The organism is Sphingomonas sp. CFBP9019 (genome assembly GCF_034045155.1).
GTDB classification, from domain to species: Bacteria; Pseudomonadota; Alphaproteobacteria; order Sphingomonadales; family Sphingomonadaceae; genus Sphingomonas; species Sphingomonas aerolata.
The window spans coordinates 141,004-167,640 of record NZ_JAXCWK010000003.1 but is presented as its reverse complement, the minus strand read 5'-3'; the positions used below and the strand labels follow the sequence as shown (position 1 = coordinate 167,640).

General features: G+C 68.8%; 26 protein-coding genes. 10 read left to right on the top strand and 16 right to left on the bottom strand.

Annotation, left to right across the window (positions count from 1 at the left end):
- Positions 1 to 32 precede the first annotated feature (32 nt).
- The 4 genes from pyrF to SOM18_RS08685 all read right to left on the bottom strand — a co-directional run bounded on the left by pyrF (position 33) and on the right by SOM18_RS08685 (position 4,233).
- The gene (pyrF, locus tag SOM18_RS08700; RefSeq protein WP_031441226.1) at positions 33 to 707 is read right to left on the bottom strand and encodes an orotidine-5'-phosphate decarboxylase; all 675 of its coding nucleotides are present in this window, start codon (positions 705 to 707) and stop codon (positions 33 to 35) included.
- Positions 707 to 1,087 carry a LapA family protein gene (locus tag SOM18_RS08695; protein ID WP_042467388.1) on the bottom strand — a complete coding sequence of 127 codons (381 nt, stop codon included), beginning with the start codon at positions 1,085 to 1,087 and terminating at the stop codon, positions 707 to 709. The genes pyrF and SOM18_RS08695 overlap by 1 nt, the downstream gene beginning before the upstream one ends.
- A 110-nt stretch (positions 1,088 to 1,197) precedes the next feature.
- Positions 1,198 to 3,486, bottom strand: coding sequence for a patatin-like protein (locus SOM18_RS08690; protein WP_031441228.1), 2,289 nt, complete (start codon positions 3,484 to 3,486; stop codon positions 1,198 to 1,200).
- Between the two features lie 51 nt (positions 3,487 to 3,537).
- Positions 3,538 to 4,233, bottom strand: coding sequence for an endonuclease/exonuclease/phosphatase family protein (locus SOM18_RS08685; protein WP_031441229.1), 696 nt, complete (start codon positions 4,231 to 4,233; stop codon positions 3,538 to 3,540).
- Positions 4,234 to 4,614: 381 nt separating this feature from the next.
- Here SOM18_RS08685 and SOM18_RS08680 point away from each other — a divergent pair, with 381 nt between their 5' ends.
- From SOM18_RS08680 to SOM18_RS08670, 3 genes are read left to right on the top strand one after another with little or no spacing between them, the layout of a single operon-like run.
- A complete protein-coding gene (locus SOM18_RS08680; RefSeq protein ID WP_042467389.1) occupies positions 4,615 to 6,216 on the top strand; it encodes a flavin monoamine oxidase family protein in 1,602 nt (533 codons plus the stop codon).
- Between the two features lie 5 nt (positions 6,217 to 6,221).
- Positions 6,222 to 6,794, top strand: coding sequence for a GNAT family N-acetyltransferase (locus SOM18_RS08675; RefSeq protein ID WP_320481558.1), 573 nt, complete (start codon positions 6,222 to 6,224; stop codon positions 6,792 to 6,794).
- Positions 6,795 to 6,829: 35 nt separating this feature from the next.
- Positions 6,830 to 7,372, top strand: coding sequence for a RidA family protein (locus SOM18_RS08670; RefSeq protein ID WP_042467390.1), 543 nt, complete (start codon positions 6,830 to 6,832; stop codon positions 7,370 to 7,372).
- A gap of 16 nt (positions 7,373 to 7,388) precedes the next feature.
- Here the strand turns inward: SOM18_RS08670 and SOM18_RS08665 are convergent, their stop codons facing one another.
- Positions 7,389 to 7,961: a cytochrome b gene (locus SOM18_RS08665; RefSeq protein WP_042467391.1), complete on the bottom strand. Its 573-nt coding sequence runs from the start codon at positions 7,959 to 7,961 to the stop codon at positions 7,389 to 7,391.
- A gap of 132 nt (positions 7,962 to 8,093) precedes the next feature.
- Between SOM18_RS08665 and SOM18_RS08660 the strand changes: the two genes are divergently transcribed.
- Both SOM18_RS08660 and SOM18_RS08655 read left to right on the top strand, forming a co-directional pair.
- Positions 8,094 to 8,576 (top strand): potassium channel family protein, encoded by a 483-nt coding sequence (locus tag SOM18_RS08660; protein ID WP_042467392.1) that lies wholly within the window; start codon positions 8,094 to 8,096, stop codon positions 8,574 to 8,576.
- A gap of 56 nt (positions 8,577 to 8,632) precedes the next feature.
- Positions 8,633 to 9,439: a universal stress protein gene (locus SOM18_RS08655; protein WP_031441235.1), complete on the top strand. Its 807-nt coding sequence runs from the start codon at positions 8,633 to 8,635 to the stop codon at positions 9,437 to 9,439.
- 10 nt (positions 9,440 to 9,449) lie between these two features.
- Here SOM18_RS08655 and SOM18_RS08650 read toward each other — a convergent pair whose 3' ends face one another.
- Genes SOM18_RS08650 through SOM18_RS08640 form a run of 3 tightly spaced genes read right to left on the bottom strand, consistent with a single transcriptional unit; the run spans position 9,450 to position 11,484 of the window.
- A complete protein-coding gene (locus SOM18_RS08650) occupies positions 9,450 to 10,364 on the bottom strand; it encodes a hypothetical protein (RefSeq protein WP_031441236.1) in 915 nt (304 codons plus the stop codon).
- A 38-nt stretch (positions 10,365 to 10,402) separates the two neighbouring features.
- Positions 10,403 to 10,615 (bottom strand): hypothetical protein, encoded by a 213-nt coding sequence (locus SOM18_RS08645; RefSeq protein WP_031441237.1) that lies wholly within the window; start codon positions 10,613 to 10,615, stop codon positions 10,403 to 10,405.
- The gene (locus SOM18_RS08640; protein WP_031441238.1) at positions 10,612 to 11,484 is read right to left on the bottom strand and encodes an SDR family oxidoreductase; all 873 of its coding nucleotides are present in this window, start codon (positions 11,482 to 11,484) and stop codon (positions 10,612 to 10,614) included. Before SOM18_RS08640 ends, SOM18_RS08645 begins: the two co-directional genes overlap by 4 nt.
- Positions 11,485 to 11,610: 126 nt before the next feature.
- Between SOM18_RS08640 and SOM18_RS08635 the strand changes: the two genes are divergently transcribed.
- Positions 11,611 to 12,045, top strand: coding sequence for a DUF3291 domain-containing protein (locus SOM18_RS08635; protein WP_042467394.1), 435 nt, complete (start codon positions 11,611 to 11,613; stop codon positions 12,043 to 12,045).
- A gap of 17 nt (positions 12,046 to 12,062) precedes the next feature.
- Here SOM18_RS08635 and SOM18_RS08630 read toward each other — a convergent pair whose 3' ends face one another.
- The 7 genes from SOM18_RS08630 to SOM18_RS08600 form a co-directional block, all read right to left on the bottom strand.
- Entirely contained in the window at positions 12,063 to 13,070 is a 1,008-nt protein-coding gene (locus SOM18_RS08630; RefSeq protein ID WP_031441240.1) for a zinc-dependent alcohol dehydrogenase family protein, read from the bottom strand.
- 97 nt (positions 13,071 to 13,167) lie between these two features.
- Positions 13,168 to 14,040, bottom strand: a complete 873-nt coding sequence (locus tag SOM18_RS08625; protein ID WP_320481557.1) for an exonuclease domain-containing protein — start codon at positions 14,038 to 14,040, stop codon at positions 13,168 to 13,170.
- Between the two features lie 55 nt (positions 14,041 to 14,095).
- Entirely contained in the window at positions 14,096 to 14,356 is a 261-nt protein-coding gene (locus tag SOM18_RS08620) for a DksA/TraR family C4-type zinc finger protein (RefSeq protein ID WP_031439716.1), read from the bottom strand.
- A 98-nt stretch (positions 14,357 to 14,454) separates the two neighbouring features.
- On the bottom strand, positions 14,455 to 14,934 hold the full coding sequence (locus SOM18_RS08615; protein WP_031439715.1) for a MarR family winged helix-turn-helix transcriptional regulator: 480 nt from the start codon (positions 14,932 to 14,934) through the stop codon (positions 14,455 to 14,457).
- A gap of 99 nt (positions 14,935 to 15,033) precedes the next feature.
- Positions 15,034 to 15,834, bottom strand: a complete 801-nt coding sequence (locus SOM18_RS08610; protein ID WP_031439714.1) for an SDR family NAD(P)-dependent oxidoreductase — start codon at positions 15,832 to 15,834, stop codon at positions 15,034 to 15,036.
- 14 nt (positions 15,835 to 15,848) lie between these two features.
- A complete protein-coding gene (locus tag SOM18_RS08605) occupies positions 15,849 to 17,027 on the bottom strand; it encodes a zinc-dependent alcohol dehydrogenase (protein ID WP_031439713.1) in 1,179 nt (392 codons plus the stop codon).
- A complete protein-coding gene (locus SOM18_RS08600; RefSeq protein WP_031439712.1) occupies positions 17,027 to 17,608 on the bottom strand; it encodes an SRPBCC family protein in 582 nt (193 codons plus the stop codon). Before SOM18_RS08600 ends, SOM18_RS08605 begins: the two co-directional genes overlap by 1 nt.
- Positions 17,609 to 17,968: 360 nt before the next feature.
- Here SOM18_RS08600 and SOM18_RS08595 point away from each other — a divergent pair, with 360 nt between their 5' ends.
- Both SOM18_RS08595 and SOM18_RS08590 read left to right on the top strand, forming a co-directional pair.
- Positions 17,969 to 18,451 carry a hypothetical protein gene (locus SOM18_RS08595; protein WP_235188291.1) on the top strand — a complete coding sequence of 161 codons (483 nt, stop codon included), beginning with the start codon at positions 17,969 to 17,971 and terminating at the stop codon, positions 18,449 to 18,451.
- Between the two features lie 95 nt (positions 18,452 to 18,546).
- Positions 18,547 to 20,340, top strand: coding sequence for an autotransporter domain-containing protein (locus tag SOM18_RS08590; RefSeq protein WP_031439710.1), 1,794 nt, complete (start codon positions 18,547 to 18,549; stop codon positions 20,338 to 20,340).
- Between the two features lie 49 nt (positions 20,341 to 20,389).
- On the opposite strand, the gene SOM18_RS08585 is transcribed toward SOM18_RS08590, so the two are convergent.
- Positions 20,390 to 22,756, bottom strand: coding sequence for a TonB-dependent receptor (locus SOM18_RS08585; protein ID WP_320481556.1), 2,367 nt, complete (start codon positions 22,754 to 22,756; stop codon positions 20,390 to 20,392).
- Positions 22,757 to 23,006: 250 nt separating this feature from the next.
- Here SOM18_RS08585 and SOM18_RS08580 point away from each other — a divergent pair, with 250 nt between their 5' ends.
- Together SOM18_RS08580 and SOM18_RS08575 are read left to right on the top strand one after the other, a co-directional pair.
- Positions 23,007 to 25,457 (top strand): TonB-dependent receptor, encoded by a 2,451-nt coding sequence (locus tag SOM18_RS08580; protein WP_320481555.1) that lies wholly within the window; start codon positions 23,007 to 23,009, stop codon positions 25,455 to 25,457.
- Positions 25,458 to 26,630 carry an endonuclease/exonuclease/phosphatase family protein gene (locus tag SOM18_RS08575; protein ID WP_320481554.1) on the top strand — a complete coding sequence of 391 codons (1,173 nt, stop codon included), beginning with the start codon at positions 25,458 to 25,460 and terminating at the stop codon, positions 26,628 to 26,630.
- The last annotated feature ends 7 nt before the right edge of the window (positions 26,631 to 26,637 follow it).

Genomic DNA, 26,637 nt, shown 5'->3' with positions numbered 1-26,637 from the left:
GTAGATCGTCGGGATGACCGTGGACGGCGGGGTCAGAGCGTCGCGGCGATCGCGCGGGCGGCGGTGTCGGGGTCTTCGGCCTGGGTGATCGGGCGACCGACCACGAGGATCGAGGCGCCGGCGTCGAGCGCCGCGCGCGGGGTGACGACGCGCTTCTGGTCGCCGACATGGCCGTCGGGAAGGCGGACACCGGGCACGACGAAGAACCCCTTGGGCCAGATCGCCTTGGCCGCGGCGACTTCGGCGCCCGAGCAGACGATGCCGTCGACCCCGGAGTCGCGCGCCAGTTCTGTCAGCCGTGCGACATGGTCATGCGCGCTGCCGGTGATCCCGGTGGCGGTGAGATCGGACGCATCGAGGCTGGTGAGCATCGTCACCGCAATGACCTTGGTCCCGACTGGCGCGGCGGCCTTCGCATCCTCGAGCATCGCGCGACCGCCGCTGGCATGGACGGTCAGGATCGCGGGGGCGAGCCCGCCGAGCGCCTGCACCGCCTTGGCGACGGTATTGGGAATGTCGTGCAGCTTGAGATCGAGGAAGATCGGCAGCTCGAACTCGGCCATCGCATGCACGCCGGGCTGGCCGTGCGCGCAGAAGAATTCGAGGCCGAGCTTGATCCCGCCGACATGGTGGCGGACGCGACCGGCGATCGCCTTGGCGCGGGCCAGATCGGGGGTGTCGATCGCGACATAGATCGGGCTGCTCATCATGCGACTCCCGGCGGGACCGCGGTCGGCGCGGCGGCGGGCGGGATGGCGGACGCGACTGCCGGTTCCTCAGGGTAGGACGGAGTCGGATAGGACGGGGTAGGGTAGCCCACCGGCGGCACGGCATGCGCGGCGCGCAGGTCGAGGATCGTCCGCTCCGCGGTCGCGAGCCGCTGACGCAGGCGCCAGCGCATCGCGAGATTGTAGAGCAAGGTCGGCAGGAACCCGATCAGGAACGTGACCAGCAACAGCATCGGCAGATTCACGTCGGCGATCAGGCCGCCCCAGAGCCGGATCGGCACGGTCGCCCAGTTGGCGATGGTGAAGACTGCGGCGATGAACGCCAGCAGGCACCAGAACAGGATCTTCAGGAACTGCATGACTTATCCCCTTGCATCCGCCCGGGGGTAAAGCCGCCGTCCGCTTTTGGCCAGCCTTGCGCCAACTTAACCCTGTTCCGGACCGGGCTGGCGGTCGCCGACGGTGCGTTTCAGCCGATCTCGCGGCGCAGATCCGCGAACAGGCCGGGCACAGCGGTCAGCCGTTCCTCCTCCTCGTCGAGGATGGCGAGGAACGCGGCGCGCTTGATCGCGGCGACACGGCCGGGCTTCATCCGCACCGACGGGGGCAGCGTCGAGACGGTGATGTCGATCATCCGTTCGGCACCGTGCAGCCGGCCCCAGAGATAGTCGTTCTCGCGGTAGGCACGGCTGAAGAACGCGCCGAAGCTGTTGAACTGGATCCCTTTCAGCGTCGCCTCCGCCCCGCCCGAGCGAATCGCGACCGCGTCGTCGGGGGCGATCCGGTCGACCTTGATCGGGTCGAATTCGTCGAGTCCTTCACCCTGCAGCAGCGGCAGCGTCGCGGTGTCGAAATAGGGGAAGCCGAGATAGGCGAGCAGCATCGAGCGGCGCACCGGCCGGTCGAGCGCGACGAACGCCTCCGCGAGCCGCACATCAGTCTCGGCGTCGCGGCGGTTGAGGTCGAGCGAGGCGGCCAGCGCGTCGAGCAGCGGCATCGCGTCGTCGCGCAGCGTTCGGACCTCGCGGCGCAGCGCGGCATGCGCATCGGTCCGCTGGCATTCGAGATAGTCCGACAGCGACGCGTAGATCGCGTCGCGGATCGGGGCGAGTGCGACCTCCTCGACCTCGGCTTCGAGCACCGTCAGGCGGCGCGCCATCAGGCGCAATCGGCGGATCCGGAAGCCGAGATCGAAGCGTCGCAGGAACGCGATCGTCGCGGGGCTCGCGCCGCCGCCATGCGCCGCGCCGATCTCCTCGGCGCCGCTCGCCGTCACCGCGGTCGCGATCGCCGCGCGGATCCGGTCCCAGCGCTGCGGCCCGGGTTCGCCGCCGGCGTGGAACAGCAGCGAAGTCAGCGTCTCGACCACGCCCGCGACCTTCAGATGGCCATAGGCGGCATAGCCATAGCCCGCGCTGGCCGCCGCCGCCTTTTGCGCACGCGCGCGCCAGTTGGCGAGCCGCGCCGCGGTCGGGCTGTTGAGGAACAGCGTATGCCCGAACAGCTGCTCGACCTCCGCCTCGACATCGGGGCGGATCGCATCGATGATCGCGCGCATCCGGTCGATCTGCGCCGAGCGCGCGGCGATCGCGTCGAGATTGTCGCGGATCGGCTGCTGGCGGGGCAATTCGCTGATCGCGCCGATGATCGTCTGGAAGAAGCCCGGCGTGCCGTTCTGTGGCGGGAGGCGGAACTTCATTCCCGGCGACGGATCGATATAGACGAAGCGGCGGTCGATCTGGCGGCGCGCGGGGCGTTCCTTCAGCGCGTCGATCGCGGGGCGGAACGGCGCGTTGGCGAGCACCGATCCGTCGATCAGCACGACCTGATCCGCGCCGTTGGTCGCCGACTGGCGGGGCAGGATGCGCTTGAGGAAGGCATCGCGCGACGCCCAGGCCGTCTTGCGATCGGCGAGCACGCCGTCGAGCTCGGCGACCATGAACGGCGGGAACGCACCCGGAAAGCTCGACGTCGCGCGTGCGGCGAAGGCGAGTTCGGGGATGCCCGCCAGGCTGTCGGTCGGCGCGCCATGATCGGAAAAGTCGACGACGACGCGGTGCTCGGTCTCGACCACCTCGGGCGGCGAATTGAGTTTGAGCCGTTCGGGATGGCCGGTGAAATCGGTGACCGTCACGAACAGGTCGAGCGGCTGGCCCGGCGGCAACAGCCGCGGCCCGCGTTCGCTGGCGGCCATCGCGTCGAACGCGTCGAGCAGCAGCCCGGTAAAGGTCGCGCCGCCGAACGGGGGCTCGAACCAGCGCGAGCGGACGAAATGCGACAGCTTGGCCTTCACCTCCTCGCGCGTCGTGTCGTCGAGCGTCTGGACCTTGTCCGCGCTGCGCCCCGCCGCCATCCAGGCGAGCGGCAGGGCCCAGGCCTTCGAGAAGCGCGAATGCGGCGCGGCATGGGGATCGATCAGCGCCTCGACATCGGCCGAGCTCAGCCAGAGATCGGTGAGCGGATCGAGGCTCTGCCCGGTCGCGATCGCCTGGGCGAGGAAGATGCCGTTGATCCCGCCCGCGCTGGCGCCGGCGATGATGTCGGCGAGCACGCGGACCTTGAGCGCACCCTGCGCCTCGATCTCGTCGAGCAGGTCGCGGTAGACCGCCTGGCTGCCGGTCCCGCGGTCACCACCGGCATGATGGCCGTGGCTGGCGCGGACGAGATGCCAGATCTCCTTGGTGATGCCGTGCATGTAGACGGCCAGGCTGATCCCGCCATAGCAGACCAGGGCGAGGCGCAGTTCCTTCTCGCGCACCTGCTCAGCCCCCGACCGGGCAGCGATAAGAGCTGACGGGAACGGTCCGCGTCATGCGGGTTCCAGCGTCGCCCAGATCGGCAGATGATCCGACGCCTTGCGCGCGGCGGCGCTGCTGTGCACGCCGCAGCTAGCGATGCGCAGGTCGCGCGACGCCATGATCCGGTCGAGCCGGGCGATCGCGCGGCGCGAATGGAAGCTCGCGCCGGTATCGGCGAACGCGAAGTCTCGGCCGAAGTCGCGCAGACAGCCCGAGCCCGCGCTCCATTCGTTGAGGTCGCCCATCAGCACGGTCGGGTGGCGGGTCGCGCAGGCGTCGACATGCGCGAGCACCGCCGCCGCCTGACGCCGTCGCCACAGCCCCGACAGGTCGAGATGCATGCCGACGACGCGGATCATCCCGCCCGTGGTCCGCACGTCCGCCATCACCGCGCCGCGCGGCTCGAGCGAGGGCAGGTGGATCGCCTCGCTGTCGACGATCACCGCGGACTTGCGCACCAGCACGACATTGCCGTGCCACCCCATGCTCAGCGCGCTGAGGCTGACGGGGATCGGCTTCCAGTCGCTATGCTCCTCGAGCAGGTGATAGGGCAGCACGCAGGCGCGTGTGCCGAACCGCCGATCCGCCTCCTGCAGCGCGATGACGTCGGCGTCGATCTCGCGCAGCACCTCGACCACGCGTTCGGGGTTCCGGCGGCGGTCGAGACCGATGCCCTTGTGGATATTATAGCTGGCGACCTTGATCATGTGCGCGGGCTTAACGCGGGATGGCGGGTGCGGGTTGCCGCGGGTTCTGCCGATTGCCCCGGCCTGCGCCGTGCATGATGGACGGACCGGCACCGCGCGGCGGCGGAGCGATGGATTGGAATACCGCAATCTCCTTGCGCGTAACAATAGCACCGGGATGCGCGCGAAACAGGACAAAAACTGCTTGCGCGATCGATTCAATTGGGGTGTCATGGGGTCATAACAAAACGCAGGGACGAACGATAACGAGCTGGTGCGGGCAACGCGCCGGTCGCCGGGGGAGTGTGCCGCGGATCCGAGCCAACAGGACGGACGACGCGAAGGTGAGCGACTTTCCAGGGGACGCGCGGTCGAGGCCGCGCAAACGGGGCGGACTCACAGATGATCACGCGGCGATCGATCCTACAGCATATCGGCATGGCGGGCGGCGCGGCCGCGACCTTCGGCGCGATGGAGGCGCTGGGGATCGCGGGCAATGTCGCGGCGGCGGCGCCGATGCCCGATCTGCCCGCCGGCTTTGGCAAGGGGCGGTCGGTGATCGTGCTGGGGGCGGGGATCGCCGGGCTGGTCGCCGCCTATGAACTGCAGCAGGCGGGGTTCGACGTCACCGTGCTCGAGGCGCGCGACCGGGTCGGCGGGCGCAACTGGACGGTCCGCGACGGTGACCGGATCGTGATGGACGGCGAGGCGGACCAGGTCGCGCGCTTCTCCGACGGCGCCTATTTCAACGCCGGGCCGGCGCGGCTGCCGAGCTTCCACCACCGCATCCTCGGCTATTGCGGCAAGCTCGGCGTTCCGCTCGAGGTCGAGATCAATTCGAGCCGCAGCGCCTTCCTGATGGGGCAGAAGGGCGACAAGGTGCGGATGCGCACCGCGATCAACGACACGCGCGGGCATGTCGCCGAACTGCTGATGAAGGCGGTCAACCAGGGCGCGCTCGACCAGAGTCTCAGCGCGGCGGACAAGCAGGCGCTGCTGCCGTTTCTCAAGACCTATGGCGATCTCGACGCGACGGGGCATTTCGCGGGGACGTTGCGATCGGGATTCCAGGCGTTTCCCGATGCGGGCGTCGGCGTCTTCGCGCGACCGCCCGCGCCGATGCCGCTCGACCGGCTGCTCGCCAACGAACAGCTGCCGGCGATGCTGTTCGAGGACAATGTCTACATGCAGGCGACGATGTTCCAGCCGGTCGGCGGGATGGACCGGATCCCCGCGGGGTTCGAGCGCGCGCTGGCCCGCAAGGTGGTGCGCGGCGCGGACGTGACACGGATCCGCAACCGCCCCGATGGCGTCGAGATCGCCTGGCGCGATACGAAGACGGGCGCGGGCCGGATCGCGCGCGCCGATTTCGCGGTCTGCACCATCCCCTTTCCTGTGCTCGCCAAGGTCGATTGCGACTTTGCGAAACCCGTCGCGCAGGCGATTGCGGGCGTGGTGTACGACCATTCGAACAAGGTCGCGTTCGATTCGCCGCGCTTCTGGGAACAGGACCAGATCTATGGCGGCATCTCGTTCGTCGGTGGCGAGACGTCGCTGATCTGGTATCCGAGTGCGGGGTTGTTCAGTCCGCGCGGGATGCTGCTGGCCTGCTATACCTCGGGGGAGCGGGCGGAAGGCTTTGCGAAGCTGCCGATCGCCGACCAGGTCGAGCGCGCGCGCGCGGCGGTCGAGCGGCTGCACCCGGGGCACGGCAAGGATCTGGTCAATGGCGTCGCGGTCAACTGGAACAAGATTCCGTACAGCCTGGGGCCATGGCCGAACTGGTTCGTCGGGATGGCGGGGCATCAGGAGGGTGATATCGATACCGAAGGCTATCGTCTGTTGTGCCAGCCCGCGGGCCGCACCGTCTTTGCCAGCGCCGCGCTGAGCCAGACGCCGGGATGGCAGGAAGGCGCGGTCCAGTCCGCGCATCATGCGATCGCCGCGATCGCGGGGCTTCAGCGTGCCGATCTGGGTGCGCGGCCGGACCGGGTGGCGGCGTGATCGGCATGGTGATGAGCACGGCGACGACGGGCGGGGTGACGATCCGGGCGGCACGGCGCGAGGATGTCCCCGCGCTGGAGCAGCTGATCGCGACGTCGGCGGCGACGTTGGGGCAGGGCTTCTACGCTCCCGATGCGCTGGCGAGTGCGATCCGGACGATCTTCGGGGTCGACACCGATTTGGTCGACGACAGCAGCTATCTGGTCGCGGAGATCGACGGCGCGCTGGCGGGGTGCGGGGGGTGGAGCCGCTTCGCCACGCTGTTCGGCGGCGATCGCTATGCCGACCGGTCCGCCGCGCTGCTGGTACCGGGGCAGGATGCGGCGCGGATCCGTGCGATGTTTACCGCCCCCGGCTTTGCGCGGCGCGGGGTGGGATCGGCGATCATGGCGGCGAGCGAGGCGGCGGCGCGCGCGGCGGGCTTCGACAAGCTCGCGCTGATGGCGACGCTGTCGGGGGTCCCCTTTTACGAAAGCCACGGCTTCGTCGCGGAGCCCGGGATCACCGTCGACGCGGACGGGATCGCGGTCCCGTTCGTGCCGATGACCAAAGCCCTTCACACACCCGACGCGTCCTGACGCGCGGGACCACCGAATATTTGGGAGAGACGACCATGCCAGTGCGACCGATCGTGAACCGCGTCTCGCGCAGACTGACCCGTGCCGGTCTGGGCCTAGCAACGGCGGCGATGCTCGCGACGCCGGCAACCGCGCAGATCGTCCGCCACGCCAATCCCGGGCCGGGACCGTCGCTGATCCTGCAGAGCGTGACCATCCCCGCGGGCGCGGAGACGCTGGTGCTGTCGGGGCAGCTCGCCGCGCCGATCGATCCGTCGAAACCGGTCACCGGCGTCGAGTCGTTCGGCGACACCAGGACGCAGACGGTCAGCATTTTCACGAAGATCAAGGCGATCCTGGCCGAGCACGGCTACACGATGGCCGATGTCTACAAGCTGACGGTGTTCGTTACCGCGGATCCGAAGCGCGGCGACGGCAAGATGGACTTTGCCGGCATGAACGACGGCTTCAAGCAGTTCTTCGGGAGCGCGGACAACCCCCATACGGTCGCGCGGTCGACGGTGCAGGTCGCAGCACTCGCAGGCCCCAATTACCTCGTCGAGATCGAGGCGACCGCGGCGCGGATGCCGCGTCGCTGAGGCGGCGGGGCGGCGGTCAGCCGTCGCCCCGCGCGCCCGACGGCAGCATCCGGTTGCCGATACGGTCGACGAACTGATGCTTCAGCGCGGCGCCGACATGCAGGACGAGCAGCGCGCAGGTCAGCCAGACGAGCAGGCCGTGCGCCTCTTCGAACCCCTCATGCGCGCCGCGCGGCAGGCCGGGGATGAACGGCCAGCTCAAGCCGCCGATCAGCGAGGTGGTGCTGCTGGTCAGCGCGGGCTTGCCCGTCGACAGATACATCCACCCGGTCGCGGGCAGGCCGATCAGGATGACGTAGAACAGCGCGTGGTTGGCGCGGGCGAGCACGCGTTCCCAGGTCTGGAGTGCAGCGGGGAAGGGCGGCGGCGGATTGGCGATCCGCCAGATCAGCCGGGCGATGCTGAGCAGGAGGATCGTGAAGCCGAGCGTCTTGTGCCAGTCGAACCAGCCGGTGCGCAGGTCGCCGCGCGGCATGTCGGCAAAGGTCCAGCCGACATAGAGCTGGATGAAGACCAGCGCTGCGATGATCCAGTGGAACGCGATCGCGCCCAAATTGTAGCGCCGTGCGCCATCGCGTCGTGCCGTCATCTGCTGTCTCCCCGGTCGTCCGGTTCTACGCCGCGCGGCCATCGGCGTACAGTGTTCATCCCGCCTGCACCGGGGCCGCTCTAGGTAGATACCCGCATGGGAAAGCGCGGGTAGCCGCCCTAGGCTCGGCCGATGAACCTCTTCGTCCAGCTCGCGGTGGCGACGGGCATGGTGCTGGCCACCATCCTGGTCCACCTTGCCGGGCTGGCCGGGCTGTTGCTGGTGATCCGGCGGCAGGGGCGCAGGACCGGGGTGCGGCGGCGCTGGCATGACGTGATCGGCATCGTCGGCGCCGCGACCGCGCTGTTCGTCGTCCACGGGATCGAGATCTGGGCCTATGCGCTGCTGTACAGCGGGACGGGCGCGCTCGCCGATTTCGGCACCGCGCTGTATTTCTCGACCTCGACCTATGCGACGATCGGGTATGGCGACGTGCTGCTCGGGGAATCGTGGCGGATCGTCGGCGCGATCGAGGGCGCCAATGGCGTGATCCTGCTCGGCTGGTCGACCGCCTTCTTCGTCGCGATGGTCGCGCGCATCACGATCGTCGAGCGCGAATTCACCGAGCGGCCTGCGACCCCGCAACCCGGGGCGGATCCGTATAAACCGCAATAACGCGCGCCCGCCGGACGGCCTAGCACCGGGGCTGTATCCAACCCGAAAGGCGTCCGATGAAAAACATTCTGGTGCTGGCGCATGACGACGAGGGCCAGGAGGCCCGGCTCCAGGCCGCGCTCGATCTCGGGCGTGCGCTGACGGGGCATATCACCTGTCTCGACGTGACCTATATCCCGCCGATCCTGGGCAACGACTATAGCGAGGCCGGCTATGCGATGGCGGCGGTGCTGGCGGACGAAACGACGCGCGAGCGTGCCAACAAGGTGACGCTCGAGGCTCGGTTCGCGCGCGAGGATGTCGCGTGGGACTGGGTCGATGCGACCGGGGAGGCGGCGGCGTGCATCGTCCGTGCCGCGGCGCTCGCCGACGTCATCGTCCTCAACCGCCGGCTCGACAACCCGTCGGTGATCGACATGCGCCGCACCGCGAGCGAGCTGATCGTCAAGTCGGGCAAGCCGGTGCTTGCGGTGCCGGGCGAGTCCCGGGGGATCGATCTGGCGACCGCACTGGTCGCGTGGGACGGGTCGCCCTGCGCCGCGGCGGCGCTGCGCGCGGCGGTGCCGATGCTCAGGCTCGCGGACCAGGTCACGCTGTTCTCGGTCGACGACGGGGCGATGGCGTCGCCGATCGAGGACGCCGCCACCTATCTGTCGCGCTACGACATCCACCCCGTCATCCGCCGGATCGAAGTCCAGCCCGGCGGCGCGCCCAAACAGCTGCTCGCCGCCGCCGCGAGCGGGCAGTACGGCTATGTCGTGATGGGCGGGTTCGGGCATCTGCGCTTTACCGAAGCGCTGTTCGGCGGGGTGACGCGGACCATGCTGACCAGCAGCCCGATCCCCGTCTTTCTGGCGCATTGATTGAACGGGGTCAGAGCGCCCCGGTCAGCAGCAGCTTGCGGACGTCGTCCTGTACCTGGTTGGCGGCGCCCAGCCGCTCGATCAGCTGCGCGGGACGGCTGCCGCGGAGGCCCGCGACGGTCAGTTCGCCGTCACGGACATAGGTGTAGACGCCGCTGACCGCGAACGCCGCGACATGGCCGATATGTGCCTTCTGTCCGTCGATCGTGGCGGTGAAGCGGTCCGAGGCGAAGAAGCGGCGGCGGGTCATCGGTGTCTCGAAAGCGAATTCGAGGATCGCGACCTGTTCACGCTCGGGCGGCACGGTGTGCGCGACGTCGGGCGCGGGCGGCGCGGGGTCCGCATTGTCGTAGCGCTCGGGCAGATGCAGCCGCAGCTTCAGCACCGCGGGGTCGGCGGCGAGCGTCTCGGCGAACTGCGTCATGAAGTCCGCAAACCCGGCGGCATCGGTGTCGCCGATCCCGAAATGGACGTGCAGCCGGTCGATGCTCTCCCCGCCATTGGGCACCGGGTTGGCGATCCGGTCGACCAGCGTCCGCGACCCCTGCGGCAGCGCATAGGCGACGGTCGCGGCGAACATGTTCTGTTCGTCGGCGAACAGGATCGGGCAGGCGGCGTTGAAAATCTCTTGATCCGCGGCGCTGGCAAAGCCGATCTCGACCCCGCCATCGAGCACATAGTCGTCGAACGGCGCGATCCCGTCGATCGCCGGCCAGAGATGCGCATCCTGCGCGCGATCGAGATGCATCTGGACGTACCAGCCGAGCCCGGGAATGCGCGAGCAGAGCGGTCCGTGGACGTCGCGCCAATAGGTCGCGAACACCTCGTGCGGGACCTGCGGTCGGCGCAGCACCGTCGTGAAGGTGTTGATCGCGATCCGCGCATCGCGTGCGGAATAGTCGGTCGTGACGCTGGGGTCTGACATGGAAGGATCTTTGTTCTGGAGAAATTGGGGGAGCAGCGTCAGCCCTCGCGGAGATCGGGGACGCTGTAGAATGAGGGTTCGTCGTCGGAGGTGCCGCGCGCGAAGACGGCGATGTCGCCCGGCATCACTTCCTGCCGGGCCCACCGGTCCCATCCGATATGGATGAAATCCGGCGGGCCGAAGATGCGCAGCGCGACGCTGTATTCGTCGCCGCGAAACCCGACAAAGTGGAGCGCGGGGCGGGCGCTCACAGCATCGGCATGCCGCCTGTCACCGGCAGCAGCGCGCCCGACATGTAGCTGCCCTCGTCGGAGGCGAGCAGGACATAGGCCGGGGCGAGCTCGCCCGGCTGGCCCGCGCGGCCAAGCGGCGTGTTCTGGCCGAGCGTCTCGAGCTCGTCGCCGCCCTTGGCGATCGGCTGGATCGGCGTCCAGACGGGGCCGGGCGCGACGCAGTTCACGCGGATGCCCTTGGGGGCGAGCAGGTTCGACAGCCCGATCGTCAGGCTCGCGATCGCGCCCTTGGTGGTCGAATAGACGATCATGTTCTCGGTCGCGATCTTCGCCTGCACGCTGGTCGAATTCACGATCGCGGCGCCCGGCTTCATGTGCGGCACCGCGGCCTTGGCGAGGCGGATCATCGCGAAGACATTGGCGGAGAACGCATCCTGCATCTCGTCGTCGTCGATCCCGTCGAGCCCTTCGTTGGTCGTCTGCGCGGCGGCGTTGTTGACGAGGATGTCGAGCTTGCCGAGATCGGCCACGGTGCGCTCGACCAGTGCCGCGCAGTGATCGCGGTCGCGAATGTCGCCGGGCAGCTGGATGCAGCGGCGGCCGGCCTTCTCGACCCAGGCCTTGGTCTCGTCGGCATCGGCCTGTTCCTCGGCGAGGTAGGAGATCGCGACGTCGGCGCCTTCGCGGGCATAGGCGATCGCGACCGCGCGACCGATCCCCGAATCGCCGCCGGTGATCAGCGCGACGCGGTCTTTCAGCAGCCCCTTGCCGACATAGCTGTCCTCGCCATGATCGGGCTTGTTGCGCATCTGGACCTCGAGACCGGGGCTCGGCTGCTGCGGTTCGTTCGGAAAGGACGTGGGGGCGCTGCTGCGGGGATCGCTCATAATCTCGTGTCCTGCGTGGAGTTTAGGGGGGATATGCGGGTCGAACGAACCAGCACGCGCATCGCTCCGCCGTGCAGGGCCGATCGTGCAGTTGCTGGGCAATGCGGGCAGGCGTAGGTGTCGCGCATGGCCTTTATCAGCATCACCCGGCTTCGGTTGCGCACGCTGCGGTTCGTGCCGCTGTTTGCGCTCGATGCGCTGAAGACCAGCGCGCAGGTGCGCCGCGCGGAGGGGTATCTCGCCGGGGCCATCCTGCGCGACCGTGCACTGACCTTCTGGACGATGACGGTTTGGCGCGATGCCGCGGACATGAAGCGCTATATTACCGACGGCTCGCATCTGAAGGCGATGCCGAAGCTGATGCACTGGTGTGACGAGGCCAGCATCGCCCACTGGACTACCAAGACCGCGAACCTGCCCGGCTGGGACGAGGCGGATCGGCGGATGCGCGGGGAGGGGCGGCCGTCCAAGGTCCGGTATCCGAGCGCGGACCACGCCGCGCTCGACTACCGCCCGCCGCGGCTGACCGGCGCGGCACCGATCCCGCCGCGCCGGGGGTGATCACCCGGTCGCTGCGCTTACCATTCGATGCCGATCTTGCCGAAATGCGCGCCGCTCTGCTGAAGCGCGAACGCCTCGGCAAGCTGGTCGAGCGGGAAGCGGCGGTCGACCACCGGCTTGATCCCGGTCGCGTCGATCGCGCGGACGAAGTCCTGCTGTTCCTGACGGCTGCCGACGATCAGGCCCTGGAGCCGCGCCTGCTTGCCCATCAGCGCGGCGGTCGGGACCTCGCCGCTGTTACCCGTCAGCACGCCGATCAGCGAGATGTGCCCGCCGACACGGACCGCAGTGATCGACTGCGCCAGCGTGCCCGGGCCGCCGACCTCGACGACATGGTCGACGCCGCGCCCGCCGGTCCAGTCGACGACCTTGCGTCCCCAATCGGACTCGTCGCGATAGTTGAGCGTGAAATCGGCACCGAGCGCGCGCGCACGGTCGAGCTTCTCATCCGATGACGAGGTGATCGCGACCCGCGCGCCCATCGCCTTGGCGATCTGCAACGCCCAGATCGAGACGCCGCCGGTGCCGAGCAGCAGCACGGTGTCGCCCGCCTTCAGCTTGCCGTCGACGACGAGCGCGCGCCACGCGGTCAGCCCGGCGGTGGTGATCGTCGCCGCCTCGACCGCGTCATAGCCCTTGGGCGTGTGCGTGAAGGCGGTCGCGGGCAGGACGACATGCGCCTGTGCGAAGCCGTCGATGCCGTCGCCGGGCGTCCGCGAGAAATCGCCGATCGTCGGCGTGCCGGTCTGCCAGTCGGGGAAGAAGCACGACACGACCTGATCGCCGACCGCGAATTCGGTCACCCCGTCGCCGATGCTCTCGACCACGCCTGCGCCGTCGGACAGCGGGATGCGCCCGTCCTCGGTCGGCATCCGGCCGGTGACGACGCCCAGATCATGGTAGTTGAGCGAACTGCCGTGCAGCGCGACACGGATCATTCCCGCGCCCGGCACGCCCGGATCCGCACGGTCTTCGCTCTGCAGCGTGTCGAGCCCCGCGGGCGATCGCAGCGTCATGGCCTTCATCGTCAAACTCCTGATGTTCGCGCCCCCAACGGACGAGCCGGGCAAACAGCCGCATGCGAAGTCGGAAGCTTTACCCGATCCCCGGCACGTCCCGACGTCAGACCCGGTGGAGCAGCGCGTCTAGGTCGGCCTCGCCCAGGATGCGGATCGCGCCACCGTCACGGCGATAGGCCTCCGCCTTCAGCCGGGCGGGATGCGTGCGCAGCGCGCGCGCCTGCGGATCGGGGCCGGCGACGAGCAGGATCGTCGTGGTCGCGCCGACCGAGGTCATCACCCGCGCGCCGAGCGCGGCGACACGGTGCGCGAGCGGCCCGTCGCGCGGCTGGCCGAGCAGCGCGATCCGTTCGCCGCGCAACGGCCCGTCGAGCGCCGCGGCGGGGGCGGGGCCGGCGACGCGCGGCGGGGCGAGCCAGTCGGCCAGCGTCAGGCCGGTATGGTCGATCGCCTTGACGATCACCCAGCCCGCGGCGCGCGCATCGCTCAGCGCGTCGTGGTGACGATGCTCGATCCCGAGATAGCGCGCGAGCTGCCCGAGCTTGTGGTTCGCCAGATCGGGCCAGGCACGCTTGGCAACGCGCACGCTGTCGAGCCAGGTCGTCTCGATCGCCGGGCGATCGTGCACGCGGCACGCGGCGGCGAGCGCCCCCTTGTCGAAATAGGAATGCGCGACCGTGGTCCGCCCCGACAGATGCGCGGTGACCGTCGCATGGATGTCGGCAAAGCTCGGCTGGCCGACGACATGATGCGCGGCGATGCCGTGGATCCGCGTGTTGAACGCGTGAAATTCGTCGCGCGGATCGACCAGCGTCTCATAGGCGAATACCTCGGCACCGTTCCGGAAGCCGACGATCCCGACCTGACAGATGCTGCTGACGCGCGCACAGGCTGTCTCGACGTCGATCACGACGAAATCGGGCGCGGTCTCGTCGAGGTCATGGGCCAGCGGTTGCAGCGCGGTCGTCGTCAGCATGGCGTCACCCCTAGCGCCGACTCAGGCGGCACGCGATCCCCCAACACCCTCCGCATCAGCGAAGCTGGCTGTCCTTGCTGCCGCGGCGGTTGAACAGCGATGCCGCGGGGCGATCGCGACCGCTCTGGCAGGCGATGCATGTCCGCACGCCCGGCACGGCCTGGCGTCGGCCCTCCGGAATGTCGTCGCCGCAGGCGATGCACTGTTCCTCGCTCTCGCCGACGGGCATCCGCGCGCGTGCTGCCATCACCGCATCCATCACGGTATCGTCGATCTGATCCTGCACCGCGCCATCGCGCGTCCAGCCGCCTGCCATGCTTCGTCTCCGTTCGTGCCCCGATCGTGTCAGGTGCCTGACCTATATGGGAAAGCATCGTCGGCATTGCACGTCGCCGGGTCCGGCGGCGGTGCCAGCTAGCGTCCTGCGCTGTCCGGATCGCCCAGCGCGCGGCGCAACGCGGTGACCTCGGCGTTGAGCGCGCGCAGCCGGTCGGGCGTCATCCCGCTGCGGTCGACGATCATCGGCCCGAGGCACCCCGTACCCGCCCAGCAGGTCCGGCCCGCCGGGGTCAACCGGACATGCATCTGCCGCTCGTCCGCCGGGTTGCGCAGGCGCGTGACCAGCCCCGCCGCCTCGAGCCGTTTGGCCAGCGGCGTGATCGTGCTGGGCTCGAGCGCGAGCCGTTCGGCGATCGCGCCGATCGTCCGGCCATCCTCCGCCTCGTGCAGCGTCTGGAGCACGAGGAACTGCGGATAGGTGATGCCGAGCTGGTCGAGCATCGGCTTGTACGCGCGGTTGATCGCGATCGTCGCGGCGTAGAGCGAAAAGCAGAGCTGCTCGTCGAGCGGGAGCGGCGGGGGGACGGTATCGGACGATGGCGGCTGATCGGGCACGATAGGGGCTCCTGGCTGAGCCGGAGACCTACCATGCCGATGTTTATCGTGGCAAACGACGCGGCGGACCGAAGCCCGCCGCGTCGCTTCATGCCGCGATCAGTCCTTCGCGCTGCCGGGTTCGGCCATCTTGCGATGCTGCTCGGCCAGGACGGAGCCGGGCACGACATTGGCGATGACGCCCTGCAGCTTGGTCATCCAGCCCGAGAATACCGAGCCCTTGCCCGCCATCAGCGCGTCCCAGCCGTCGCGCGCGACATCGCTGGGCGAACGCTTGTTGGGATCGGTGCCGACATCGGTGTCGTTCATGTCGGCGCGGTCGAAGAATTCGGTGTCGACCGGCCCCGGCATCAGCGTGGTCAGCGTGACGCCGTCCGCGTCCTTGATCTCGTTGCGGAGCGCTTCGGTGAAGCTGTCGATGAACGCCTTCGACCCGTTATACACCGCCTGGAACGCGCCGGGGATATAGCCCGCGACCGACCCGGTCACGAGCAGCTTGCCGTCGTTGCGCGCGACCATCGCGGGCAGCACCTTCTGTACCAGATACAGCGTGCCCGTGATGTTGGTGTCGATCACCGCGCGCCAGTCGGCGACGCTCTGGTCGAGGAAACCGTGTCCCAGTCCGCGGCCGGCATTCGCGCACAATATGTCGATCTGGCGCCCGTTGGTCGCGGCGAGCAGCGCGTCGACGCCGTCGGTGGTCGACAGGTCGGCCTCGAGCGCCGTTACCGTGGTCCCGAACTGGCGGAAGTCGGCCGCCGCCGCCTCGATCAGCGCCTCGTCCGCGACGACGAGGATGTCATAGCCGTCCTGCGCCGCGATCGTCGCGAGCTCGAAGCCGATGCCCGTCGAGGCGCCGGTGATGACGGCGAATTTGCCGTGTGGTGATGCTGTAGCCATGGGTCGATATCCTCTCAGTTGAAGCCGGGCTTGAGCACGACCTTGGTCACTTCGTTCTGATCGTCGTGGAACATCTTGTAGCCCTGCGGCGCCTCCTCGAGATCCATGCGGTGCGAGATGAGGAAGGTCGTGTCGATCTTCTCCTCGAGGATCGCGTTGAGCAGCGCGGGCATGTAATGCTGGACGTGCGTCTGGCCGGTCTTGAGCGTCAGCCCCTTCTCCATGAACGCGCCGAGCGGGAACTTGTCGACGAGCCCGCCATAGACCGCGGGCATCGAGACTCGGCCGCCCTTGCGACACGCGATGATCGCCTGGCGGATCGCGTGTGTGCGATCGGTGCCGAGGAAGGTCGACTTCTTGATCTGGTCGATGACGTTGTCGACGAAGAAGCCGTGCGCCTCCAGCCCGACGCTGTCGATCACCGCATCGGGACCGATCCCGCCGGTCATAGCCATCAGCGCCTCATAGACCGCGCTTTCCTCGAAATTGATCGTCTCCGCGCCGAACCGCTTGGCGAGCGCGAGGCGCTTGGGGAAATGGTCGATCGCGATGACACGCTCGGCGCCCATCAGGAACGCCGACTGAACCGCGAACAGCCCCACCGGGCCGCAGCCCCAGACCGCGACCGTGTCGCCGGGCTCGATCTGCGCATTCTCCGCCGCCTGCCAGCCGGTCGGCAGGATGTCGGACAGGAACAGCACCTTGTCGTCCTCGATCCCGTCGGGGATGACGATCGGGCCGACGTCGCTGAACGGCACGCGGACATATTCCGCCTGGCCGCCCGCATAGCCGCCGGTCATGTGGCTATAGCCGAACAGCCCGCTCATCGGCTGGCCGTACAGCTCCTGCGCGATGTCCTGATTGTCCGCGGGCAGGCCGTTGTCGCAGGCGGAATATTGATGCTTGCCGCAGTGATAGCAGCTGCCGCACGCGATCGTGAACGGCACGACGACGCGCTGGCCCTTCTTCAGCGTCGACTTGGGACCGGTCTCGACGACCTCGCCCATGAATTCGTGGCCGAGAATGTCGCCCGCCTGCATCGTCGGGATATAGCCGTCATAGAGATGCAGGTCGGAGCCGCAGATCGCGGTCGACGTCACCTTGATGATGCAGTCGCGCGGGTTGAGGATCTCGGGGTCGTCGACCGTGTCGACGCGGACGTCGTGGCGGCCATGCCATGCCAATGCGCGCATCAGGCGAACTCCTCGTCATGCTGTTTGCGGGTGAAGGCGGCGGTCGCGATCTCGCCCGTCTCCATCAGTTGCTTGAACCGGCGCAGGTCGCGGCGCGCCTGGATCGCGGGTTCGCGCTGGAACATCTTGGCGACGATCTTGCCGACGATGCCGGCGGGCGGATCATAGACGATCGTCGCGGTGACGACGGTGCCGCGTGCGCCGGCATCGCGGAACTCGACCCGGCCGCTGTTGGCGACATCGGCGCCCGGTTCGGACGTCCAGGCAATCACCCGGTCGGGCGTCTCGTCGGTCACGACCGCGTCCCATTCGACCGTGCGGCCGGCGGGCGCCTTGACCACCCAGTGCGACCGCGTGGCGTCGATCGGGGTGATCGACACGACGTTTTCCATGAAGCGCGGCAGGTTGGTGAAGTCGCGGAAATAGGCGAACAGCTCGGCTGCCGGGCGGTTGATCGTCACCGTGCGGCCGACGATGCTGTCCCCGGTCGTGGTCGGCAGGCCCTCGGCGGCGATCGGGTCGCCCTTCTTCCAGGTCGTCGGGGGCGCGTCGTCGGTATGGTCGGTAGGGGACTGCGACATGTCCGTTCTCCTGTCCAAAGATGCTGTCCCAACGCGTCAGTCTGGCGGGGAGCCGGTGGGCGCCGGGCGGTTCGTCGCAACACAGCGACGGCTCGTCGTCAGCCACCCGGGAAATTGATGTCGCTCAGTAGATTTCTCTCCGGCGGGGCGGCGGGGAACCCCGACGCATAAAAAACTACCGCCCGGTACAGAAGGTGGTTGACGTTCGGGTCGATCGGTTTGTATACCGCTCGGTATCGAAGGTTGCTCCGACGTCGGAACGACACTGTCACCACGACCGCACCCGCGCCGCCCCATGCCGTGCCGATGGACCCTCCATCGACGCAGGTCCGGTGCTGCCCGATCCGAAAGGGGATATTCATGGCCTATCTCGACCTCGACACGCATTTCGCCGCACCCTGTGGCACACGCAACACCGCGCGGGTTGCAGCCGCCGCGCCGGTAAATCCGGCCGCGAACCTCGCCGCGGATCTGGCCGCCGATCTGGTGGTCGATCTTTCTGGTGACGCCGCCGACGAGACGGCGGGGTTTTCCGCGCTCGAATGGAGCGTCATCGCGCTCGCCAAGCGCGACACGCTGCGCAGTCTTGCCAGCCCCGGTGCGGTGTCGCGCGCGATGGGCGGGCTGTTCGGGCTGGGCAGCCGGTCGCAGCTCGCCGATCCGCGGCTCGAGGCGCTGCGGCGGATGGCGGTCTATGCGTGGCGCCGCGGCTTCGCGCTGCCGATGACCGAGATCCGCGCGTTTCTTGCCGCGGGGTTCGTCGAGGCGCAGATGGAGACGCTCGTGGTCAGCGTGACCGGGATGCGCGTCGGCGCGACGACCCGCGCACAGCTCGACGGCTGATACCCCGCGCGAGACGGCTTGACGTCACAATGTGACAGATCCACGACAGTGCCAGAGCAGGGGGCAACGACCCCTTGCCGCACAGGAGAGGATCTATGAAAACGACGTCCGCCGTCGCGGCGCTGCTGGGCACGACCCTGGCGATCGCATCCCCCGCAGTGGCCCAGACCGCGAGTGGCGCGACCGCCGCCGCCGCGCCGGTCAACCGCATGGTCGTGTTCGGCGACAGCCTGGCCGATGGGGGCTATTATCTGACGCTCGACCCGCGGTTGCCGCGCGACGCGGGCAGCTTCACGACAAATCCCGATCCGGTGGCACCCGAAGTGGTCGCGGCGCGGCTCGGGCTGCCGCTGACCCCGGTCTATGGCCAGGGCGGGACCAATTATGCGGTCGGCGGCGCGCGCGTGACCGCAGCGAACGCGCTGTCGATCCCGATCACGACTCAGATCACCAACTTCCTCGGCGCGGGCGGCACGTTCGGGCCGCGCGACCTCGTCTATGTGCAGGGCGGCGGCAACGACTATTTCGCGTTCCTGGCCGGGGGCGGCGCGAACCCGGAGATCCTGACCACCGCCGCGACGCAGCTCGCCACGCAGGTCAGCCGGCTGCAGGCCGTAGGCGCGCAGCGGATCGTGACGCTCGCGGTGCAGACCGGCGGTGCGGCGGGGCTCGCCTTGTTCAACCGGACCTATGCCGCGGCGCTCGCGGCGGCGAACGTCAACGCGCTGTATTTCGATACCGACCGGTTGTTCAACGAACTCGTGACGAGCCCGGCGACCTATGGCTACACCAACATCACCGGGGTCGCCTGCACCGTGCCCTCGTCGCTCGCCTGTACCCGCGCAACCCTGGTCACGCCTAATGCGAACGAGACCTATATCCTCGCCGACAGCGTTCACCCCGCGGGCATCACGCAGCGGATCCAGGGGCAGGCGATCGCCAGCCTCGTCCAGGCGCCCGAGCAGATCGCCGGGCTCGGCTATGCCGCGCAGGCGATGTTCCGCGCGCAACGCGACCTGCTCGAAGGCCCCGAACGCGGCGGGTCGCAGCGTGACGGTCGTGCGCTGTCGGTGTTTGGCGGTGCGGCCTATCATTATTACGCGAGTGGCAATTCGGCGCAGCGCGTCGGCATCACCGAGCGGGGCTTCAGCGGGACGCTGGGTGCGGACCTCGCGATCGGCGCGGCCTCGGGCGTCGGGATCGCCGGCGCCTATTCGGACGGGACGGGCGATTTCCAGAACGGCGCGGGACGCTACAAGCCGCGCGCCTGGTCCGCGAGCGGCTATGCGCGCGGCGAGCTGGGGCCGGTCCGGCTGCTGGCGGACGGCAGCTATGGCGAGATCGACTATCGCCAGATCCAGCGCAGCGTGCAGCTCGGGCCGACGATCCGCACGCATGACGGCGAGACCGACGGCAATTACGTCGCGGGCCGGATCACGGGCGCGCTCGACCTGGTCCGCACCGGCGGTCTCGCCTTCGGGCCCGATCTGGCGGTGCAATATGACCGCGTCCGGCTGGCGGGCTATGCCGAGGCGGGCGGGCTGTCGACCGCGGCGGCGTTCGGTCGCCAGCAGATCGAGAGCCTGACCGGTCGGTTCGGCGCGGTCGTGCGGTCGCTGCCGGGCGAGCCGGTCCGCGTGTTCGTGCGGGCGGGCTATGAGCGCGAGTTCGACGACGATGCCCGCACGCTGACGATGACCCCGACCGGCGCGCCGATCCGCTTCACCAGCAGCGTCGAACGCGCCGATCGCAATTACATGAGCTATGCAATGGGGGTCGACGGACAGGTCGCCGGCGCATTGTCGCTGCGCGCGGGCGTCGCGGGCTATGCGCTGCGCGACGACCGCGACAGCGTGACCGCCTTCGCCGGGCTGTCTGCGGCGTTCTGAACGCGGGCGTGCCGGACCGGGGCGTCAGCGTCCCGATCCGGCCCGTGCGTCAGAACCCCTTCTTCAGCGACACGAACACCTGGCGCGGTGCACCGGCCAGCAGCGTCTGGTTGTCGCCGCTGGCGGTGAAGCCGTTCGAGCCGATCGTCGAGATATAGCCCTTGTCGGTCAGGTTGGTGACGCTGCCCTCGATCGACACGCCGTGAAGCGGACCGTCCCCCTCGAAGCGGTAGCCGATGCTGGCATCGACGAGCACGCGGCCCGGCACCGACTGGTCGTTCAGATAGGTGAAGTAGCGCTTGCTCATATAGTCCGCGCCGACGCGTGCGGTGACGCCCGACTGTTCGAACACGATCTCGCCCTTGACCATGTGCTCGGGGCTGTCGACCGCGGTCTTGCCGTCGGTCGCGACCAGCACGGCACCGCGCGCGTCGAGCACGTCGTCGGCATATTGCGAGTTGTTGTACGAATAGCTCGCGAACAGCGACAGCGGCGTGAACACGCGGTAGGTCAGCGCGACCTCCGCGCCATAGGTCCGGACGCTGCCGACATTGTTGAGCGTTGCCGGGTTGCCGATGATCCCTGCGCCATTGGCAAAGCCGAGCAGCCGGTTCGAGAAGTCGATATAATAGCCGACCGCCGAGGCCTGGACCGGGCCCTGGCGGAAGCGCAGCCCGCCTTCCGCGGTCTTCGACCGTTCGGGCTTCAGCCGGTCGCGGATCGCGTTGAACCCGGCCTGCGTGGTCGAGAACGGCCCGGTCGTCGCCGACGAGACATAGGCGCGGACGTTTTCCTTATAGTCCGCGAACAGCTCGGTGCCGGGCGCGAGCTTGAACAGCAGCCCGGCCTGGGGCTGGAACCAGTCCTTGGCGGAGATCCGCCCGACCGCGAGCGGCGAGGTCGTCGCGGGCAGCATGATCGCACGGTTGGTGACGGTGAAGCCCTTCCACCCGGCATTGAGCGTCAGTCGGTCGTCGGCGAGGCGGAGCGTGTCGCCGACATGATACTGGATCGTGTCGGTGGTGTATTTGCCGTCCCATTGCGTCGCATAGGGATTGTCCTGGAACTTCAGCACGTCGCGGTTCGGCGTCGCGGTATCGGTCATGCTGTAGAAGCGGCGCGCCTGGGTGAAGCTGTTGCTTTCATACCAGCCGCCGAGCTCGAGCGTGTTCGCGCCGGTTTCATAGGCGAGGTTGCTGAGTGCCCCGCCGCGCTTGATCGCATATTCGGTGGTGCGGAAGCCGAGCGGGCTGGCGGCGGCGATCGGCGTGCCATCGGCATTGGCGGCGCCGGCCGGGGTCGGCGAATAGGGCGTGATCCACGATCCCTGACCCTTGTTGTCGTGATAATAGCCGGTGGTCCTGAGCGTCAGGCCGGGGGTGAGGTTGGCGTCGAACGTGACCCCGCCCAGATAATCGCGACGGACGCCCGCGGCGTCGAAATAGACGTCGTCGACCGTGCCGATCCCGGCGGGAAACGCGGTGCCGACGCCCGCCCAGGGCTGTGCCGCGCCGGCCGCGGCTGCCGCCTGGTTCTGCGCGACCTTCGCGATCTGCAGCGCGAGCGGATAATTGTCGGCGATGTTGTCATTGCCCAGCCCGCGGCGGCGGATGATGTCGTAGCTCAGATCCTGGTAATCCTGCTCGCGCCGGTCGGAGAAGTTGAGGAACGCCGACAGGCTGCCGAGGCTGCCCAGATCCTTGACGATCTTGCCGTTCGCCTGGTGCTGGCGCTGGACGCCCGCGCCCTTCCACTTGTCGGTGGTGAGAAAGCCGTAGCTCAGATAGCCCTTCAGCCCGCCGCCGAGATCGCCGCTGTCGATCCGCGCGAAGCCGCGATAGGTGTCGTTCGAGCCATAGGTGCCGCCGCCGGTGACGTTCAGCGTGTCGCGCGGTCTGTCGCTGAAGAATTCGATCGTACCGCCGAGATTGCTGGTCGAGGCGGTGCCGAGCGCGCCCGCCCCCTGCGCCACGTCGGTCCGCGCGACGTTTTCCGAAATGATCGCGCGGCTGATGTGCAGGCCGTTGACGTTGCCATAGCTCATGTCGCCGAGCGGCACGCCGTCGAGCGTGAAGCCGAGCTGGTTCTGGTTGAACCCGCGCAGCGAGATCCGGACCGCCCATTCATAGGCGCCGAACGGATCGGCGGCCTGGAAATTGACGCCCGGCAGCTTCTCGATCGCCTTCAAGGGGCTCGACCCCGGCGTCAGCCGCGAGAGATCAGCGGCGGTCACGCTCTGCACCTGGCGGCTCTCGCCAAAGCCGAGCACGACGATCTCGTCACCCGGCGGCGCGTCGGCGGCGGGCGTCGCGACCGGCAGCGTCGCAGGGTCGCCTGCGGTCTGCGCGGCCGCCGGCGCCGTGACTGCGATCGCGACCGTGGCGACGCCCGTGAGCAAGGTGGAGAGATAGGTCATGAAGCGTCCCCTTGGCCGCGACCGCGCAGCCTCGGGGGGATCCATTAACCAGATCCGTGACGCCCCCGCGTCGTTACGGTGACGGTTCGATGTCGCCGCCGCGATGCCCCGTTGCAGCCCGCGCATCCGGTCGCGCATTCTTTTCACTTATCGCCCAGTCGCTTGGGACCTATCGGGCCGGGTGAATGCGTTGTGCATCTTCGTGCACGCGAAAGATCGTCACAGAACGATCGCCAACAGGGACTTCGACATGACTGCCTATCGTACCGCGCTGGCGCTGGCCGCCTCGACTCTCGCTTTCGTGGCCGCGCAGGCCGACGCGCAAGTCGCGCCCGCGCCTGCGGAGGCCGTGCAGGATGCACCCGCCGCCGTGGGGCCCAACGGCGCAGCGCCGGCCGCGCAGGACGAGATCATCGTCACGGGGACGCGCGCGGTCGGCCGGTCGCGGCTCGACAGCGTGTCGCCGGTCGACGTGCTGAGCGGCGCGTCGCTCCAGCGCCAGGGCACGACCGAGCTCGGCGCCGCGCTGTCGGCGATCGCCCCGTCGATCGACTTCCCGCGCGCCTCCGCGGTCGACGGCACCGATGCGATCCGTCCGGCGACGCTGCGCGGCCTGTCGCCCGACCAGACGCTGGTGCTGATCAACGGCGTGCGCGGGCATACCGCGGCGCTGCTCAACATCGGCGGTTCGGTCGGCCGCGGCTCGGCGGCGGTCGATCTGAACACCATCCCGACCGTCGCGCTCGACCGGATCGAGGTGCTGCGCGACGGTGCATCGGCGCAATATGGGTCGGATGCGATCGCGGGCGTCGTCAACCTGCGGCTGCGCGAAGCCCGCTCGGGCGGCGGCGCGACGGTCAATTACGGCTTCTACAACACCGACATCGATACCGCGCGCGGCAGCCGCAGCACGACCGGCGAGCATGCCGTGACCGTCTCGGGCTGGCAGGGGCTGGGCTTTGGCGAGGACGGGTTCCTGACGCTGTCGGGTGAATATCTGAACCGCCAGGCGACCAACCGCGCCGATTTCGATCCGCGCGTGACCCCGACCCGCGTCACCGGACGCTTCGGCGATCCGCAGGTCGAGCAATATAGCGTCTTCGCCAATGCCGGCACGACGCTGACGGGCAGCTGGGGCCTCTATGGCTGGTTCGGCTATCAGGACCGCGACACGCGCAGCGCGGCCTTCCCGCGGCTGGCGAGCGCGACGACCGCGCTGGCCGGCTATCCCGACGGTTTCCTGCCGCTGATCAACACCAAGTCGCGCGACATCAATTCGGCGGTCGGACTCAAGGGCGAGGTCGCGGATTGGAGCGTCGACCTGAACGTCAGCTATGGCCGCAACAAGATCGGCTTCCGCACGCTCAATTCCGCCAACTATGCCTATGGCGCCGCGACGCCGCAGGACTTTTCCGACGGCGCGCTGATCTATGGCCAGCTGGTCGCCGGGCTCGACGTCAACCGCAAGCTCGACGTGCTGCAGGGGCTCAACGTCGCCTTCGGGCTCGAGGCGCGGCGCGAGAGCTTCGAGATCCAGGCGGGCGAACGTGCCTCCTACACTACGCCCGTGACGGGCGCGGTCGCGGGCGCGGCGGTGGGCGCGCAGGGCTTTGGCGGCTTCTCGACCGACAATGTCGTCGACCGCAATCGCCGCAACTTCAGCGCCTATCTCGATCTCGAGGCGCAGGTGACCGACGCGCTGCTGATCGGGCTGGCGGGGCGCGGCGAGGATTATTCGGACTTCGGTTCGACCGGGACGGGCAAGATCTCCGCACGCTATGACGTCGCACCCTGGATCGCGGTGCGCGGAACGGCCTCGACCGGCTTCCGCGCGCCGGCGTTGCAGCAGCAATATTTCACCTCGATCTCGACCGTGATCCAGAATGGCGCGCCGATCCAGACCGGCACCTTCCCCTCGGTCAGCCCGGTTGCGGCGCGGCTCGGCGGGCTGCCGCTCGAGCCCGAGAAATCGACCAACCTGTCGCTCGGCACGGTGTTGCGGTTCGGCGGGTTCGACCTGACCGTCGACGCCTATCGCATCCATATCCGCAACCAGATCGGGCTGTCGGAGAACATCACCACGTCGACGAGCCAGTCCCCCGAAGTCAATGCGCAGATCGCCGGGCTGCTCGCCGGATCGGGCGCGACTGCGGCGCGGTTCTTCATCAACGGGCTCGCCTCGACCACCAAGGGCATCGACGCGGTCGCGCATTACCGCGTGCGGACCGTCGCGGCGGGCAATTTCGACCTGACGGTGGCGGGCAACATCAACGACGGCAAGGTGACCCGCGTCCCGACCTCGACCTCGACGCTCGACCCCGCGCCGACGCTGTTCGCGCGCAGCCGGATCCTGACGTTGGAGGACGGCACGCCGGGCGAGAAGGTCACCGGCTCGATCGACTGGTCGCTCGACCAGCTCGGCGCGCTCGCCCGCGTCACCTATTATGGCGACGTCAACCAGCCGGGGACGACGCCCGCCGCGGACGTGCACAGCGGCAAGCACGTCATCACCGATGTCGAGCTCCGCTATCAGGCGACCAAGGGCGCACAGCTCGGGCTGGGCGTCAGCAACCTGTTCGACGTCTATCCCGACGCGACCATCACGGCGAACAACACGACCGGCGTGATCGGCTTCCCCTATTACTCGCCGTTCGGCTTCAACGGCCGCTATCTCTACGCCCGCGCCGGGCTGAGCTGGTAGGTGATTTCAGGCCGCATCCTGCTGGGGGTCGCGCTCACGCTCGGCCTCGCAGGATGCGCCACCTTGCCGCGGTTCCGGACGCTGCCCTGTGGCGGCGTCGACGTCGGGGATGGCGGCGGGCCGCCTGCGATCCAGGTCTCGGCGTCGGGCGAACGCAGCACGACGATCGACGTGCTGACCTATAATATCGAGGGGCTGCAATGGCCCGCCCGGTCGGGGCGCGGGCGTGATCTTGCGGCGATCGGGCGGATCCTGCGCGATCTGCGCGCGGCCGGGACCGCCCCCGACGTGGTGCTGTTCCAGGAGGTTTTCTCGCGCGCGGCGGTGCGCGGGGTGGTCGCCACCGGTTATCCGTCGCTCGCGAGCGGACCGTCACGGACCCGGCGCAGCGTCTATTCGCAGGACGACCGGCTGCCCGGGCGTGCCAAGCTGGCCAAGGGCGAGCTCGGCGTGCGGCTGATGAGCTCGGGACTGGTCATCGCCAGCCGCTTCGCGATCACCGGCGTCGCCCGCGATCCCTATTCGCGGCGGGCCTGTGCGGGGTTCGACTGCCTGTCGAACAAGGGCGTGGTGCTGGCGACACTCGCGGTGCCCGGCGTTCCCGAAGGAATAGACATCGCCAACACGCACATGAATGCGCGCAAGGCGTCGAAGGTCGCGCCCGCGCGGCACCGCGCCGCGCACCGCGCGCAGACCCGCGAGCTCGAGGCGTTTCTCGCCGCGCGCCGCACGCCGTCGCGGCCGATGATCCTGGGGGGCGACTTCAACATGCGCCGCTCGCCCGCCCGGTTCGACGATTTCCGGCTGCATCACCCGTTCGGGCTGGTGCACGAATATTGCCAGGCGCGCGCGGCGTGCTCGGTGTCGCTGTCCTGGGACGGCGACGCGCCGTGGCTCGACACGCAGGATCTCCAGTTCTTCGCGCAGGGCACGCGCGTCCGGATCGTGCCGGTCGCGGTCCGCGCGATGTTCGATGGCGCGCCGGGCAGCCCGAAGCTGTCCGATCATGACGGGCTGCTCGTCCGCTACCGGCTCAGCTGGACCGGCGCAGCGCCGCCCGGCGGCGTCTGCGCGCGGCTCGCCGAGCCGCGGGAAGCAGGGAGTCCAGCGGCGGGACAGGCGGGTTGCCCGACCGCCGCGACGACCGGCGACAGATCCGCACCGACTCGCTAGGACAGGC